The sequence below is a fragment of the Deltaproteobacteria bacterium genome, from assembly GCA_020848745.1.
Lineage (GTDB): Bacteria > Desulfobacterota > Binatia > UTPRO1 > UTPRO1 > UTPRO1.
Genome location: JADLHM010000098.1, coordinates 207,124 through 222,590, shown reverse-complemented (window position 1 = coordinate 222,590; position 15,467 = coordinate 207,124). Strand labels below are relative to the sequence as shown.

The 15,467-nt window shown below is 74.2% G+C and carries 9 protein-coding genes; 8 read left to right on the top strand and 1 reads right to left on the bottom strand.

Annotation, left to right across the window (positions count from 1 at the left end; all coding sequences use genetic code 11):
- Window positions 1-3: 3 nt before the first annotated feature.
- Complete coding sequence (locus IT293_14875) at window positions 4-381, top strand: response regulator (GenBank protein MCC6765939.1); 378 nt, start codon at window positions 4-6, stop codon at window positions 379-381.
- 42 nt (window positions 382-423) lie between these two features.
- On the opposite strand, the gene IT293_14870 is transcribed toward IT293_14875, so the two are convergent.
- The gene (locus tag IT293_14870; GenBank protein MCC6765938.1) at window positions 424-858 is read right to left on the bottom strand and encodes a hypothetical protein; all 435 of its coding nucleotides are present in this window, start codon (window positions 856-858) and stop codon (window positions 424-426) included.
- Window positions 859-1,106: 248 nt separating this feature from the next.
- On the opposite strand from IT293_14870, the gene IT293_14865 reads away from it, so the two are divergent.
- The 7 genes from IT293_14865 (at window position 1,107) to IT293_14835 (ending at window position 15,436) form a co-directional block, all read left to right on the top strand.
- Complete coding sequence (locus IT293_14865) at window positions 1,107-3,239, top strand: hypothetical protein (GenBank protein ID MCC6765937.1); 2,133 nt, start codon at window positions 1,107-1,109, stop codon at window positions 3,237-3,239.
- Window positions 3,240-3,304: 65 nt separating this feature from the next.
- Window positions 3,305-9,103 (top strand): alpha-2-macroglobulin, encoded by a 5,799-nt coding sequence (locus tag IT293_14860; GenBank protein MCC6765936.1) that lies wholly within the window; start codon window positions 3,305-3,307, stop codon window positions 9,101-9,103.
- A gap of 23 nt (window positions 9,104-9,126) precedes the next feature.
- Window positions 9,127-11,283: a penicillin-binding protein 1C gene (pbpC, locus tag IT293_14855; protein ID MCC6765935.1), complete on the top strand. Its 2,157-nt coding sequence runs from the start codon at window positions 9,127-9,129 to the stop codon at window positions 11,281-11,283.
- A 40-nt stretch (window positions 11,284-11,323) separates the two neighbouring features.
- Window positions 11,324-12,493 carry an NADH:flavin oxidoreductase gene (locus tag IT293_14850; GenBank protein MCC6765934.1) on the top strand — a complete coding sequence of 390 codons (1,170 nt, stop codon included), beginning with the start codon at window positions 11,324-11,326 and terminating at the stop codon, window positions 12,491-12,493.
- 78 nt (window positions 12,494-12,571) lie between these two features.
- Window positions 12,572-13,108, top strand: a complete 537-nt coding sequence (locus tag IT293_14845) for a hypothetical protein (GenBank protein MCC6765933.1) — start codon at window positions 12,572-12,574, stop codon at window positions 13,106-13,108.
- The gene (locus IT293_14840; GenBank protein ID MCC6765932.1) at window positions 13,092-13,289 is read left to right on the top strand and encodes a hypothetical protein; all 198 of its coding nucleotides are present in this window, start codon (window positions 13,092-13,094) and stop codon (window positions 13,287-13,289) included. The genes IT293_14845 and IT293_14840 overlap by 17 nt, the downstream gene beginning before the upstream one ends.
- A 452-nt stretch (window positions 13,290-13,741) precedes the next feature.
- Window positions 13,742-15,436 carry a thrombospondin type 3 repeat-containing protein gene (locus IT293_14835; GenBank protein MCC6765931.1) on the top strand — a complete coding sequence of 565 codons (1,695 nt, stop codon included), beginning with the start codon at window positions 13,742-13,744 and terminating at the stop codon, window positions 15,434-15,436.
- Window positions 15,437-15,467 lie beyond the last annotated feature (31 nt).

The window sequence follows — 15,467 nt, the reverse complement described above, 5'->3', positions numbered from 1 at the left end:
GCGATGAGCTCCTCCTCCACGCACTCGCACGTCCTCCTCGTCGACGACGACGCCGACGTCCTCGACGCGCTCGGCACGCTGCTCGAGCTCCACGGCATCGTGGTCGATCGCGCGCCGTCGGCCGGCGCGGCGCTCGACACGCTCGCGCACGGGCCGCGGCCGTGTCTCGCGCTCCTCGACATCCGGATGCCCGGCATGAGCGGCTGGGACCTCTGGCGCCGGATGCAACGCGACCCCGCCACCGACGGCATCCCGGTCGTGCTCGTCTCGGGTGAGGACGTCGACCGCCAGGCGGCGCGCGCGGAGGGCGTGCTCGACGTGCTCCGGAAGCCGATCGACGCGCACCAGGTGCTCGACCTCGTCGCGCGGGTCCGCGGCTGACCTCGCGCCGGCGCGACGGCCCGGACGCGGAGCGGCGCGACGTCAGGCGACGACGCGCGGCGGTAGCGACCCGGCGCCCATGCGCTCGCGTACGGCGCGCCGCGCGAGCACCGTGCGGACGCCGTCGACGATCTGGCGCGGCGTGAAGGGCTTCGGCACGTGGAGATCGGCGCGCATCTCGCCGCGCGGCGCGCCGCCGTTGCGCGCCAGCGCGCTCACCTGCACGACCGCGATCGTGGCGTGCTTCGGATCGCGCCGGAGCCACCGCATCACGGCGTCGCAATGCCCGGGAGCGGCGAGGTCGAGCACGACGGCCGCCGGCGTCTCGCGCGCCATGACGAGCGCGGCCTGCCGGAGGTCGCTCACCACCGCCGGGCGGAGCCCGACGCCGACGAGCGAACGTCCGATCAAGGCGGCGATGTCGAGCCGATCCGCGATCACGAGCACGCTCGCGGGCACGAGGCCCTGGAACAGCAAGGACGACGCCGACGCCGGGCGGCGCGCCGGCGGCGCGCGGAGACCGGAGCGCGATCGCGTGGCGGCTCCGCTACTTGCGACCGCGATGCCATGCCTCCTGACCGCGATCTTCCGTCGGCATCCGCCCGCCCCTGGCACCATGCAGCCCCGCACGACGGCGGGACGCGTCGTGCACCGGCGCGGCGAGGAAGCCGTTGACTCGCGACCCGCATCCGGCGCTGTATGGCGTAGAGCCGAGGAGGAGGGTCATGGACGTCACCCGCGCGATCGTCGTCGCCGGCATCGCGGCCGGATGCCTCGGGCATGCCGGCACGGCCGCCGCCCTCACGACCTTGACGGTCGACAAATGCCTCGCGAGCCAGATCAAGATCGTGGGCAAGGGCACGGCCGCCCTCGTGGACTGCTACGCGAAGGGGGCGTCGACGGACCTCCCCGCCGCCGCGACGTGCCTCGGGAAGGCGATGTCCAAGATCGACCCGGCGCTCGACAAGATCGAGACGAAGCTCGCCTGCATCGTGGAGGGCTCCGGCGCGACGCGCGCGAGCGACGCGGCGGCCTTCGCGGCGGAGGTCGACGGCGCCGTCGGCCACGCCGAAAAATGCGACGCCGCGAAGACGAAGCTCGTCGGCAAATACGTCGCCGCCGTCACGGGCTGCTACGCGAAGGCCTCCGGCAAGACCGGCAGCGTCGATCCCGCCTGCCTCGGCAAGGCGATCACCAAGCTCGGCGACGGCATCGCCAAGGCGGAGGAGCGTACCGACTGCACCCACCCCGGTCAGGCGGCGTTCCTCCTGAACGCGGCCGGGGCGTTCGCCGAGGCGCAGACCTGCGCGTTCGATCCCTCCAACCCGCAATGTGCGACCTGCGGCAACGGCTTCAGCGATCCCGGCGAAGCGTGCGACGCGTCGGCGTCCGCGGCGCTGTGGAATCAGTGCGGCGCCGATTTCGGCTGCGTCGCCTGCAACTGCGCCTGCCCGACGACGGTGGTGTTCTCGCCCGACCCGACCGCGCCGGGGACGATCCTCGACCGCGGCTGGACCGGCATCGCGCACCGCGCGCCGGTCGTCGGCAACGGCGACGTGACGATGCAGCTCGCCTGCACCGCGACGAGCCGCCCCTGCGGCGTCTGCCCCGTCTCGGGGCCGGTGCCGAACCCGCAGGCGGGGAGCGGCCAGCTCGACAACCGGCGCTGCACGACCGATGCCTCGAAGCCGTGCGCGGCGGACGCCGTCTGCGCCGCCCGCACCTGCCTCGGCGGGACCAACGACGGCGCCGCGTGCGCCGGCGACTCGGCGTGTCCCGGGGGCGCGTGTCCGGTGGCGGGCACCTGCGACTTCTACTTCGGCTCCGCGCAGCCGCTCGCCGCGGGCGGCGTCGCAACCTGCGTGCTGCACCAGTTCGCCGGCGCCGTAACCGGTACGGTGAACGTCGAGAGCGGCGAGGCCAGCACGACCGCACTCCTCACGTCGCGCGTCTACGCCGGCATCGCGATCGACCATCCCTGTCCGCGCTGCACCGACGCGGGCGGCATCAACGACGGCGCGCGCGGCGGCACCTGCGACGGCGGCGCCCGGGTCGGCTTGCCGTGCGACGCCAACGGCACCGTGCCCGGCCGTCCCGACTTCGGGCGCACGAGCCTCGACTGCCCGCCCATCCCCGGCGCGCTCCTCACCACCCTCCCGATCGACCTCAGCAACGCGACCGACACGGTCGTGAAGACGCTCACGGTGGACAGCCCGAACTGCTCGGGCGCACTCGGCGGCAGGTGCCTCTGCGACACCTGCAACAACGCCGGCGCCGAGCCGTGCGCGGCGAACACCGACTGCCCACCGAGCGGCGGCAACCCCGGCGTCTGCGGCGGGCGCCGCTGTCTCGGGGGCCCCAACGACGGCGCGCCGTGCGCCGGCAACAGCGCCTGTCCCGCCAGCATCTGTTCACGGCTCGGTGAGCCGACCAAGCCGAGCTCCTGCATCGAGGACTACACGCCGGACGGTATGGCGACCTGCCTCGACGAGAACGGCGACGGCCAAGGCAAGTGCGCCGAAGGCCCGATCGATCAGACCTGCTCGCTCGGGTCGGGGCACGCGCAGCGTGTTTGCTTGATGGACGCCGACTGCGGCGGCGGAGCCGGGAGCTGCGAGTCGGCCGTGCGGCGCTGCTTCCTTACCGGCGGCGGCACCTTCCAGGGCTCGGGTTACGAAGGCACCGACACGCTCGTCGCCGCCGGCATGGCAGACCTGCCGGTCCGCGACGCGTCGGCCCCGACCATCGCCTCGGTCTTCTGCGTCGGACCGACCAGCTCGGCCGCGGTCAACAACGTGGTCGGCCTGCCGGGTCCGGGCCGCCTGACCATCCAGGGCCACGCGGCGGCGCATCCGTAGCACGCGCGCCCGTCCCGCAGCACCCCGCGTGCGCGAGCGGAGGCGATGTGCAAGATGTCGCCGCCATGACGCCCGTCCGGTGGGTCGCGGTCGCGCTGCTCGCGGCGTTGGCGCACGGCTCAGGCCACGCCGCCTCGCCGACGCCGGCCGCCTTGCCCGCCATCGCGTTCTTCCCGCAAGGCAGCGTGAAGCAGGTGCGCCAGGCGACCGCCCGCTTCCCGCGGCCGATGGTCGCGCTCGGCGACCCGCGTGCGCCGCTCGCGCCCTTCGCGGTCGCGTGTCCCGCGCCGGGAACCGGCCGCTGGATCGATAGCCGCACCTGGTCCTACGACTTCGCGGCCGACCTCCTCGCCGGACTCCGCTGCAGCTTCACGCTGGTGCCGGGCGTGCGGGCGCTCGACGGCACGACGCTCGCGTCCGGCACGGTCTTCCGGTTCGACACCGGCGGCCCCTCGATCCGCGACGCCGCGCCGTACGAAGGCTCGCGGTCGATCGAGGAAGACCAGGCGTTCATCCTGGCGCTCGACGCCGAGGTCGATCCCGCGTCGATCGCGGGCCACGTCGGCTTCGAGGTCGCCGGCCTGCCGGAGCGGATCGCCGCGCGCGTCGTCACCGGCGCCGAGCGCGACGCGATCGTGAAGGCCCAGCCGACCTACCGCCGCGGGCCGCACGTCGTGGTGCGCGCCGCGCAGGCGTTCCCGAACGGCGCGAAGATCGCGCTCGTCTGGGGACCGGGCGTCGCGACCACGACCGGCGTCGCGACCACGGTCGCGCAGCGCCTCGCCTTCCAGACGCGCGACGCGTTCACCGTGACGTTCAGCTGCTTGCGCGAGAAGCGCGGCGCCGCCTGCAACCCGGTCGGCGACATGCGGCTCGAGTTCTCCGCGCCGGTGACGCGCCTCGCGGCCGAGGGCATCGCGCTCCTCGCGGCCGACGGCACACCACGCCCGCACGCCGAGGTCGACGAGGACGTATCGCTCGTGAACGCCATCGCGTTCCCGGGCCCCTTCCCCGAGAACACGGCCTTCCGCGTCGAGCTGCCCGCGGGCATCGCCGACGAGAGCGGCCGCACGCCGGTGAACGCCGCCCGTTTTCCCCTCGCCGTCGGGACCGGAGAGCTGCCGCCGCTCGCGAAGTTCAATGCCCGCTTCGGGATCGTCGAGTCGAAGGCCGGCGCGACGCTGCCGGTGACGCTCCGCAACCTCGAGCCCGAGGCGCGCGCCCGCGTGTACGCCCCGGGCGTCACCGGAAGCGTCATGCGGATCGCGCCCGGGCGCGAGGTCGACGTCCTGCCGTGGCTCCGCCGCGTCGGCACCGCGAAGCGCGAGGTCTCCGTGTTCGGCCCGCCGCCGAAGCCCGCGCCGGCGCGGAAGGGAGCTTCCGCACCGCCGCCCGCGGCGCCGGCGCCCGCGCCCGGCGCGGTCAAGACGTTCACCCTCCCGAAGCCGAACGGCGAGCGCGCGTTCGAGGTCGTCGGCATCCCGTTCGAGCGCCCCGGCCTCTACGTGGTCGAGCTCGAGAGCGCCCGGCTCGGCGCCTCGCTCCTCGCGAAGCCGCGGCCGATGTACGTGCCGACGGTCGCGCTCGTCACCAACCTCTCCGTCCACTTCAAGTGGGGCGCCGAGCAGTCGGTCGTGTGGGTGACGACGCTCGACGCGGCGAAGCCGGTCGCCGGCGCGGCGGTGACGCTCCGCGACTGCCGCGGCGGGCTCGTGCGGGAAGGCACGACCGACGCCGACGGCCTGGCGCGCCTCGCCGACGTGCCGGCGCCGCGCGCGCTCCCGACCTGCTACGCGAGCGGGCTCCCCGACGCCGATCCGTTCGACGGGTCGCAGACGACGGCGCTCCGCGAGCTCGACGACGGCCTCCTCGTGACCGCGCGGAGCGGCGACGACGCGAGCTTCGTGCACTCGAGCTGGGACGACGGCATCGAGCCGTGGCGCTACGATCTTCCCGACGTCGACGAGGCCGGGGGCGTGGCCGCACACACGATCCTCGACCGCCCCCTCTTCCGGGCCGGCGAGGTGGTGCACCTGAAGCACGTCTTCCGCACCAAGCGCCTGCGCGGCTTCGGCGCCGCCGCGGCGGCGGACCTCCCGACGACCCTCTCGATCGTCCACGTCGGCAGCGACGAGCACTTCGAGCAGCCGCTCGCCCTCGACGCGAGCGGCGTCGGCGAGAGCACGTGGACGATCCCGCGCGAGGCCAAGCTCGGCTACTACGAGGTGCACCTCCTGAGCGCGGCGATGGCGCAGGCGCGCAGCGCGAGCGAGGCGGGCGAAGGCGAGGGCGAGGAGTACGACAGCTCCTTCGCCAACGGCGGCGACTGGATCGCGGCGAGCTTCCGCGTCGAGGAGTTCCGCGTCCCCTTGATGAAGGGCGTGCTGCAGCCGCCGGCGGGGACGCTCGTCGCCGCGACGAGCGTCCCCGTCGACCTGGCCGTGCGGTACCTGGCGGGCGGGGCCGCCGCCGGGCTCCCGGTCGTCGTGCGCGCCCAGGTCTCGCCCCTCACGCCCGAGACGCCGGAGGACCTCGAGGGCTTCACGCTCGCGAACGGCCCGGTCGAGGAAGGCGTCGTCCATCGTGGCGACGAGGAGCCGGTCGAGGACGACGGCGGCGCCCCGAAGATCCACCAGCGGCTCGCGCTCACCCTCGACGACGCGGGCACGGGCCGCGCGACGATCACCGACCTCGCGCCCGCGACGACGCCCGTGCGCCTCCGCACCGAGCTCGAGTTCCGCGACCCGACCGGCCAGGTGCAGACCGTGTCGTCGACGATGCCGGTCTGGCCGGCGACCCGCCTGGTCGCGATCGCACCCGACGAGTGGGCCGGGGCGCGCGACACGGTAGGCACGCGCGTCGCCGTCGTCGATCCACGGGGAGCGCCCGTGGCGGGCGCGCCGGTCCGGGTCGACGCGTTCTCGCGGAAGCTCTTCTCGCACCGGACGCGCGTCGTCGGCGGCTTCTACGCCTACGACAGCGTGCGCGAGACGAAGCGGCTCGGCACCGTCTGCCGCGGCACGACCGACGCGCACGGGCTCCTCCACTGCGAGGGGCCGGCCGGCGTCACCGGCAACGTCGTGCTGGAGGCGTCGACCACCGACGAGTCCGGCCGGCGCTCGGCGGCGCACCACGACGTCTGGGTGGCCGGCAAGGAAGGACGCTGGTGGTTCGGCGGCAGCGACAGCGACCGCATGGACGTGCTGCCGGAGCGGCGCCGCTACGAGCCCGGCGAGACGGCGCGCCTCCAGGTGCGCATGCCGTTTCGCGCCGCGACCGCGCTCGTCACGATCGAGCGCGAGGGCGTCGCCGACGCGCGCGTGGTCGCGCTCGCGGGCACGGATCCGGTGATCGAGGTGCCGATCCGCCCCGAGTGGGCGCCGAACGTCTTCGTGTCGGTCCTGGCGCTCCGCGGCCGCGCCGACGACGTCCAGCCGACCGCGCTCGTCGATCTCGGGCGTCCGACCTTCAAGCTCGGCATCGCCGAGCTCGCCGTCGGCTGGAAAGCGCACGAGCTGAAGGTCCGCGTCGCCGCCGACCATCCGGTCCATCGCGTGCGCGAGACCGCGCAAGTGAAGATCGCCGTGCGCGCCGCCGACGGCACCGCGCTCGCGCCCGGCAGCGAGGTCGCGCTCGCGGCGGTCGACGCCGGCCTCCTCGAGCTCGCGCCGAACGAGAGCTGGAAGCTCCTCGACGCCATGATGGGGCGGCGTTCCTACGGCGTCACGACCGCGACCGCGCAGATGCAGGTCGTCGGCAAGCGCCACTACGGGCTGAAGGCGCTGCCGGCCGGCGGCGGCGGCGGTCGGAGCGCGACGCGCGAGCTCTTCGACACGCTGCTCCTCTGGAAGGCGCGCGTGCCGCTCGACGCGCGCGGCCGCGCCACGGTCGACGTGCCGCTCAACGACTCGCTCACGAGCTTCCGCATCGTCGCGGTCGCCGCGAGCGGCCTCGACCGCTTCGGCACCGGCGGCACGTCGATCCGCGCCACCCAGGACGTCATGATCCTGCCGGGACTCGCCCCGCTCGTGCGCGAGGGCGACCGCTTCCGCGCGGCCTTCACCGTGCGCAACACGACCAGCCACGCCGCGGACCTGACGGTGGCGGGCACGGTGGAGGCCGGGGGCTCGCGGGCGGATCGCGCCGTGCCGTCCCTCGCGCCGCAGACGGTCCGTTTGCCGGCGGACGCCTCGGCGATCGTCGGCTGGGACATGACCGCGCCGGCCGACGTCACGCAGCTGACGTACACCGTCACCGCGACGGCCGCCGGCGCGCCCGCCGACGAGGTGCGCGTCGCGCAACAGGTCCGGCCGGCCGTGCCGGTGCGGACGCTCCAGGCGGCGCTCCTCCAGCTCGACGCGGACGGCGCGCGCCAGCCGGTCGCGCGTCCCGCCGACGCGCTTCCCGAGCGCGGCGAGGTGCGGGTGGCGCTCGCGCCGAGCCTCGCCGCCGGGCTCGACGGCGTGCGCGACGCCATGCGCCGCTACCCGTATCGCTGCCTCGAGCAGCGCGTGTCGCGCGCGATCGCGCTCCACGACGACGCCCTCTGGCACGAGATCGCGACGGCCCTGCCCTCGTATGCCGACGCGCACGGCCTCCTCAAGTACTTCCCGACGAGCGCGGAAGGCAGCGAGGTGCTGACCGCGTACGTGCTCTCGCTCGCGACCGCCGCCGGTCGCGAGCTCCCCGGGCGCGTACGCGCCGACATGGAAGAGGGGCTGCGCCGCTTCGTGAGCGGCGCCCTGGCGACCACGCCGCCGCTCGCGACCGCGGACCTGGCGCTCCGCAAGATCACGGCGCTCGAGGCGCTCTCGCGGGTCGGCGCCGTCGAGCCCGCCCTCATGAGCACGATCACCGTCGAGCCCGGCCTCTGGCCGACCTCGGCCTTGATCGACTGGTGGAGCCTGATGCACCGGATCGCGAAGAAGCCCGATCCGGCGCACGTCGCCGACGTCGAGCACGAGCTCCGCGCCCGCCTGCGGGTCACCGGCACGAGCCTCACGTTCTCGACCGAGGACGGCGACCGCCTCTTCTGGCTGATGAGCGACGCCGACGTGAACGCGGTCCGGCTCGTGCTGACGCTCCTCGAGCACGGCGCATGGCGCGAGGACCTGCCGCGGCTCGCGCGCGGCGCGCTCGGCCGCCAGCGGCGCGGCGCGTGGTCGACCACGGTCGCCAACGCCTGGGGCACGCTCGCGGTCGAGAAGTTCGCGGCGGCCTTCGAGACGACGCCGGTCGCCGGCACGACCCGCGCCACGCTCGCCGACACGGAGCGCGCCCTCGACTGGGCGGCGGCGCCGGCGGGCGCGATCCTCGCGCTCTCCTGGCCGAGCGGAGGCGAGGGCGAGCTCGCCCTCGCGCACGCCGGCGGCGGCCGGCCCTGGGCGACGATCCAGGCGCGCGCCGCGGTTCCGCTCACGCAGCCGATCGCCGCCGGCTACCGGATCACGAAGACCGTGACACCCGTCGAGAGCGCGGCGCGCCCGCCCGGCGGGACCAGCCGCGACGACGTGCTCCGCGTGCGCCTCGAAATCGACGCCGAGCGCGACATGACGTGGGTCGTCGTCGACGACCCGATCCCGGCGGGCGCGACGCACCTCGGGACCGGGCTCGGCGGCGACTCGGCCGTGCTCGCGAGCGGCGAGCAGGAAAACCCGGGAGCGCGCCCCGTCTTCGTCGAGCGCGCGTTCGACGGCTTCCGCGCCTACTACGACTTCGTGCCGAAGGGACGCTTCACCGTCGAGTACACGATGCGGCTGAGCCAGGCAGGCCGCTTCGCGCTGCCGCCGACGCGCGTCGAGGCGCTCTACGCGCCCGACGTGTTCGGCGAGATCCCGAACGCGCCGATCGAGGTCGCGCCGTGAGGCGCGCGCGGCGGATCGTCCCCGTGAGACGTGCGCGCGCCGCGGCCGCGCTCGGCGCGGCGATGCTCACCGTCGCGGGCGCCGCTTGGCTCGCGGTCGCGACGACCCCGGTTCCCTCGTTCGACGCCGTCCGCGCGCGCCACCGCCCCTCCGACGTCCCCCTCCTCGATCGGCGCGGCGCGGTCCTCCACGAGCTTCGCACCGACGCGGGCGAGCGCCGCCTCGCCTGGACCGCGCTCGCCGACGTGTCGCCCGCCCTCGTCCCGGCCGTGCTCGCCGCCGAGGACCGGCGCTTTCGGGACCACCACGGCATCGACGTACGGGCGCTCGCCGGCGCGGCGCTCGGGCGTTTCGCCGGTCGCGCGACGCGCGGCGCGAGCACGATCACGATGCAGCTCGCGGCGCTCCTCGATCCCGCGCTCGCGCCGCCCCGCGGCGGGCGCACGTTCACGCAGAAGCTCCGCCAGATGCGAGCGGCGCTCGCGATCGAGCGGCACTGGTCGAAGAACGAGATCCTCGAGGCGTACCTGAACCGCGTCGGCTTCCGCGGCGAGCTCCGTGGCGTCGGCGCCGCGGCGGCGTTCCTCTTCGGCAAAGCCCCCCACGGACTCGCCACGGCGGAGTCGCTGGTGCTGGCGGCTACGTTGCGGGGCCCCAACGCGGGGCGCGACACGGTCGTGCGGCGCGCCGCGCGCCTCGCGGCCGCGAGCGCCACGGAGGTCGACGACGATGCGCTCTCGGCCGCGGCCGATCGAGTCGCGACCGCGACGCTCCGGAGCACGCGCGCCGATCTCGCGCCGCACCTCGCGCACCGCCTGCTCGCCGAGCGCACCGCGCTGCTCGCGACGACGCTCGACGCCGCTACCCAACGCGTCGCGCGCGACGCCCTCGTCCGCGCGCTCACGGGCCTCCGCGGACGCAACGTCGAGGACGGCGCGGTGCTCGTCGCCGACAACGCGAGCGGCGACGTGCTCGCATGGGTCGGCGGCAGCGGCATGCTCTCCCGTGCCCGCTTCGTCGACGTCGTCCGCGCCCGCCGGCAACCCGGCTCGACGCTCAAGCCCTTCCTCTACGGGCTCGCGTTCGAGCGCCGCCTGCTGACGCCGGCGTCGCTGGTCGAGGACACGCCGCTCGCGCTGGCGGTGCCGGGCGGGCTCTACCGACCGCGCGATTACGACGACCGCTTCCGCGGGCTCGTCAGCGCGCGCACCGCGCTCGCGTCGTCGCTGAACGTCCCGGCGGTGCGAACGCTCGGGCTCGTCGGCGGCGACGCCTTCGTGGCGCTGCTCCACGACCTCGGCTTCGCCGGCGTGACCGAGGAGGGCGCGTTCTACGGTCCGGCGCTCGCCCTCGGCGGTGCCGACGTGACGCTCTTCGAGCTCGTCGGTGCCTACCGCGCGCTCGCGAACGGCGGCGTCTGGTCGCCGCTCCGTGTGTCGGCCGACGACGCGCCGACCGGCGCGCATCGGGACGGCGCGCCCGCCGCGCCGCGCCGCGTGCTCTCGGCCGCCGCGGCTTTTCAGGTGGGCGACGTCCTCGCCGACCGCGAGGGCCGCAGCGCCACCTTCGGCCTCGAGAGCGCGCTCGCCACCCGCTTCTTCACCGCCGTGAAGACCGGCACCAGCAAGGAGATGCGCGACAACTGGTGCCTCGGATGGTCCGAGCGCTACACGGTCGGCGCCTGGGTCGGCAACGCGTCGGGCGCCCCCATGCACGACGTGAGCGGCGTCATGGGCGCCGCGCCCGTCTGGCTCGAGGTGATGAGCTGGCTCCACCGCGCGACCCCGAGCGTCGCACCCGCACCGCCCCCCGGCCTCGTCGCCGCGGAGGTCGCGTTCCCGAACGGCGTCGAGCCGGCGCGCCGCGAGTGGCTCGCGTCCGGCACGGAGCCGGGCGCGCGCGCGCTCACCCTCGGCGCGGCGCGCATCGTGGCGCCGGTCGACGGCACCATCGTCGCGCTCGACCCCGACATCCCCGCCGACCGGCAGCGCGTCCCGCTCGAAGCGGCGGGCGGCGCCGACGGGCTCCGCTGGCGCGTCGACGATGCCGACCTCGGGTCCGCCGCCGCTTTGGCCCTCTGGCAGCCGACGCCCGGGACGCACGTCGTGGCGCTCGTCGACGCGGCGCGCGGGACGCGCGCGAGCGCGACGGTGGAGGTGCGCGGGGCCCGACACCGGTAGCGCTTGTGGCCGTGCCGCCGCCCGTGCTCTCATCGCCGCGATGTCGACGAGCCCGATCCTGAGCCCGACGCGCCTCGGGCCGCTCACCCTCCGCAACCGCATCGTGAAGTGCGCGACCTACGAGACCTGCGCCGAGGGCGGGCTCGTCACCGACGCGCTCGTCGAGTGGCACCGCGAGGTGGCGGCGGGCGGGGTCGCGATGACGACGCTCGCGTACTGCGCGGTCGCCGCCGACGGCCGCACCTTCAAGGATCAGATCGTGATGCGCCCGGAGGCGGCGGCGGGCCTCGCCCGCTTCGCGGCTGCGATGCACGCCGAGGGCGCGAAGGCGGCGCTCCAGCTCGGCCACGCCGGATGGTTCGCCGACCCGAAGGCGACCGGCACGCGGCCGCTCGGACCGTCGCGGACCTTCAGTCTGCACGCGCAGACGTTCGCGCGGGCGCTCACGGCCGCCGACCTCGATCGCCTCGAGCGCGACTTCGCGGCGGCGGCGCGGCTCGCCGTCGAGGCCGGCTTCGACGCGCTCGAGGTGCACGTCGGGCACGGCTACCTCCTCAGCCAGTTCCTCTCGCCCTACAACAACCGCCGCCGCGACGAATGGGGCGGCAGCCTCGAGAATCGCGCCCGCTTTCCGCGCCGCATCGTGCGCGCCGTGCGGGAAGCGGCGGGACGCGACGTCGCGATCTGGGCGAAGCTCAACATGGAGGACGGCTTCGCGAACGGACTCTCGCTCGACGACGGGCTCGAGGTGGCGCGCATGCTGGAAGCCGACGGCGCGCTCGACGCCCTCCAGCTCACCGGCGGCCACACCACGAAGACGCCGATGTTCCTGATGCGCGGCGACTCGCCCATCGACGCGCTCTTCGCGCGCGAGCGCAATCCGTTCCGGCGCGTCGCGCTCCGCTTCGGCGCCAAGCTCGTCATGCGGAACTACCGCTTCGAGGAGGCGTTCTTCGCGCCGCTCGCCCGCCGCTTCCGCGCCGCCGTCCGCATGCCGCTCATGCTGCTCGGCGGCGTGAACCAGCAGGCGACGATGGAGGCCGCCCTCGGCGAGGGCTTCGATCTCCTCGCGCTCGGCCGCGCCCTCATCCGCCAACCCGATCTGGTGCGCCGCATCGAGGCCGGCGACTTCGACGGCACGCTCTGCACGCACTGCAACCAGTGCGTCGCGTACGTCGGCCACGCGCCCACGACCTGTCCGTTGCGTTGAGAATCCCGCGGCGGAGCGATCCGGGAGCGGCCTCCCGGACCGTGGCCCGCCACTCGAAAACGTGCCATCACTTCGGCGATGTCGCCGCTCGACGAAGTCGAACGCCTGGCCACGACCGGAGGCCTCGACTTCCTCGTCTGCGGCGGCCACGCCGTGAACGCCTACCAAGTGATCCGCAAGACCGGCGACCTCGACCTGATCGTCCGGGAACGCGACGCGGTCGAGTGGCGGACCCGACTCGTCGCGCTCGGCTACGCCGTCTTCCACGAGGACGCCGCGTTCGTCCAGCTGAGCCCGCCGACGCCATCCGGGTGGCCGATCGACCTGCTCATCGTCGACGACGGCACGCTCGACGCCATGAAGGGAGCCGCGCGGGCCGTCGTCTTCGGCACCATCACTTGCCTCGTCCCCTCGGTCGAGCATCTGATCGCGATGAAGCTCCACGCGCTCCGCTTCTCGGGTGAGGCGCGCATGCTCAAAGACGCCGTGGACATCGTCGAGCTCGCTGCGGCGAACGGGATCGACCTGCTCGGCGCGGCGTTCCGGGGGCTCTGCGATCGCTTCGGCGACGCGCGCATCCACGAAAGGATCCTCGATCTTGCCGGGAAGCGCTGAACGACCGCCGGAGGCGCTGCGCTTCCCGGTGCCGTCCACCCCCTTGCGGCCGCATCCGACGCCAACGCTCGGCATGATCCTCGCCGCGAGCGAAGCGATGTTGCCCGTCTGGAACGCCGATCCGCGCCGCGAAGCGAATCGCCTGGCGCGGAAATGCCGGGTTCGCTTCGTGCTCGGATAGCAATATCGTACGGATAGCCGAGCTGCACCTTCCGGATGGGGGCGGCCCGACGCTTTCCGATACTTTTTCCTTGACGATGCGGTCCCGAGCGTCGTAGCCCGCAGGTCATTCGTGCCGTCGGGGCGCGCGCCGCAGGGCGGCGCGCGCCAAGCCATTCCACTTTCTCCCCCTTCTGAGGAGGATACGCCATGAAGAGTTTCGTGAAGCTCGCGGCCGCCGCGACGATCACCGTCGCGCTGGCCCCGGCCATCGCCCGCGCGCAGACCTTCGCGCTCGACCCGCCGTCCAACACGCTCACGCTGACGGGCACCGCCGCGAACACGCTCCTCACGCCCGCCGTCCCGCCGGCGCCGGGGCCGCTGCCGCCGCCAGTCGTCGGGCTCACGCCCGCCGACCTCGGGCTGATGGCCGGCGACGTCGTCGACGCGATCTCGTTCGGTGACGACGGACCCATGGGTCCGAGCACCCTCTACTTCACCGTGACCCGGGGCTCGATGAGCGCCGCCGGACCGTTGACCCCGAACGTGAACTCCGAGGTCGTCGGCGTTCCGATCGGCATCCAGCCCGAGGCGTCGAGCGACATCTTCGCCGTGCTCGACCCGGCAACGGGCGCCTTCCCGCCCTTCCACACGCAGGTGCTGGACGGCAACGGCGGGCCGCCGCTCGCGCCGCTCACCGGCTACACGGGCCTCGGCCTCGGGCTCTCCGAGCTGAATCCGGCCCCACCCGTCGTCTTCAACGACCAGATCGCGGACTTCGACTGGGGCGCCCCGGGCCGCGGACGCGTCTTCTGCGTGCAATTCTCCCTCGCCCCGGGCTCGCCGACCCTGACGCCCGGCACCAATACCCTCCGCCCCTTGGGCGGCGAGCCGGGTGACATCTTCATCGCCTGCCCCGGACCACCCCCGTTCTTCGGGATGGCCATACCCGCGGCGTTCAGCGGGCTCGTGAGCGGTGGCCCGGGATGCGCGCCCCCCGCCTGCGACGACGTCGACGCGCTCGCGAGCACCGTCGTTTCGCTCGCCCCCGGCTCCCCATCGCTGCTCGCGATCCCGGCGGGCCCGGAAGACGTCCTGAATCTCTTCACGGGTCCGCCGCTCACCGTCGCCATCCCTGGTTTCGCCCTCGGCCTCGCGCCGGGCGACGACGTGAAGGGCCTCGAGCTCGTCACCAACCCGTGCCCGGTTCCGCCGATGGGTGACGTTCCTGACGGTGACGGCGTCGCGCCGTGCGACAACTGTCCCGGCGTCTTCAACCCCGGTCAGGAGGACAGCGACGGCGACCTCGTCGGCGACGCCTGCGATCCGTGCACCGACCTCGACGGCGACGGCTTCGGCAACGCCGGGTTCCCCGCCAACCTCTGCCCGGTGGATCTCTGCCCGTTCGCTCCCGGGCCGAACATCGACACCGACGGCGACGGCCCCGCCGACGAGTGCGACACCTGCCCGCTGGTGCCGAATCCGGGGCAGGCCGACGGCGACTTCGACGGCGACGGCGACGTCTGCGACAACTGCCCCGTCGACTTCGACCCGACGCAGGCCGACGGCGACCTCGACCTCGTCGGCGACGTCTGCGACATCTGCACGGGCGGCGTCGGCATGACGAAGGCGCAGCTGAAGCTCGGGAAGCTGCTCGCGCCCGCCGGCGACGATCAGCTCCAGATGCAGGGCAACCTGAGCTTTCCGCCACCCCTCCCGCTGCCGATCCCGCCGCTCAGCGTGCAGGTCGACGGCATGCGGGTCCAGATCGTCGACCTCGGCGCCGGCAGCGCGGTGATCTTCGACCACTACATTCCGCCCGGCCTCGTGCCGAACATCTGCGGGCCGAAGGACGGCTGGAAGACCAACGGCACGTTCACCAGCATGAAGTTCGCGACCAAGCTCGACGCAGTGCCGCCGGGCTGCGTCGGCGGCTCGGCGCTCGGCATCGGCCAGGCGCAGGCGCAGGACAAGACCGCCAAGTCGAAGGGCGCCTCCTTCAAGGTGAAGGGCAAGAACGGCACCTACGCCCCGGCGGTGGGCCCGTTCCGCATGACGGTCGTGCTCGGCGGGCCGGTGCATCAGGCCGCCGGTCAATGCGCCCAGCACACCTTCCCGGCCCCGAACTGCGTCACCAAGCCGGGCGGCAGTCAGATCAAGTGCAAGTGACCATGCGACCCGGGCGCTGAGCGCGTCCGGG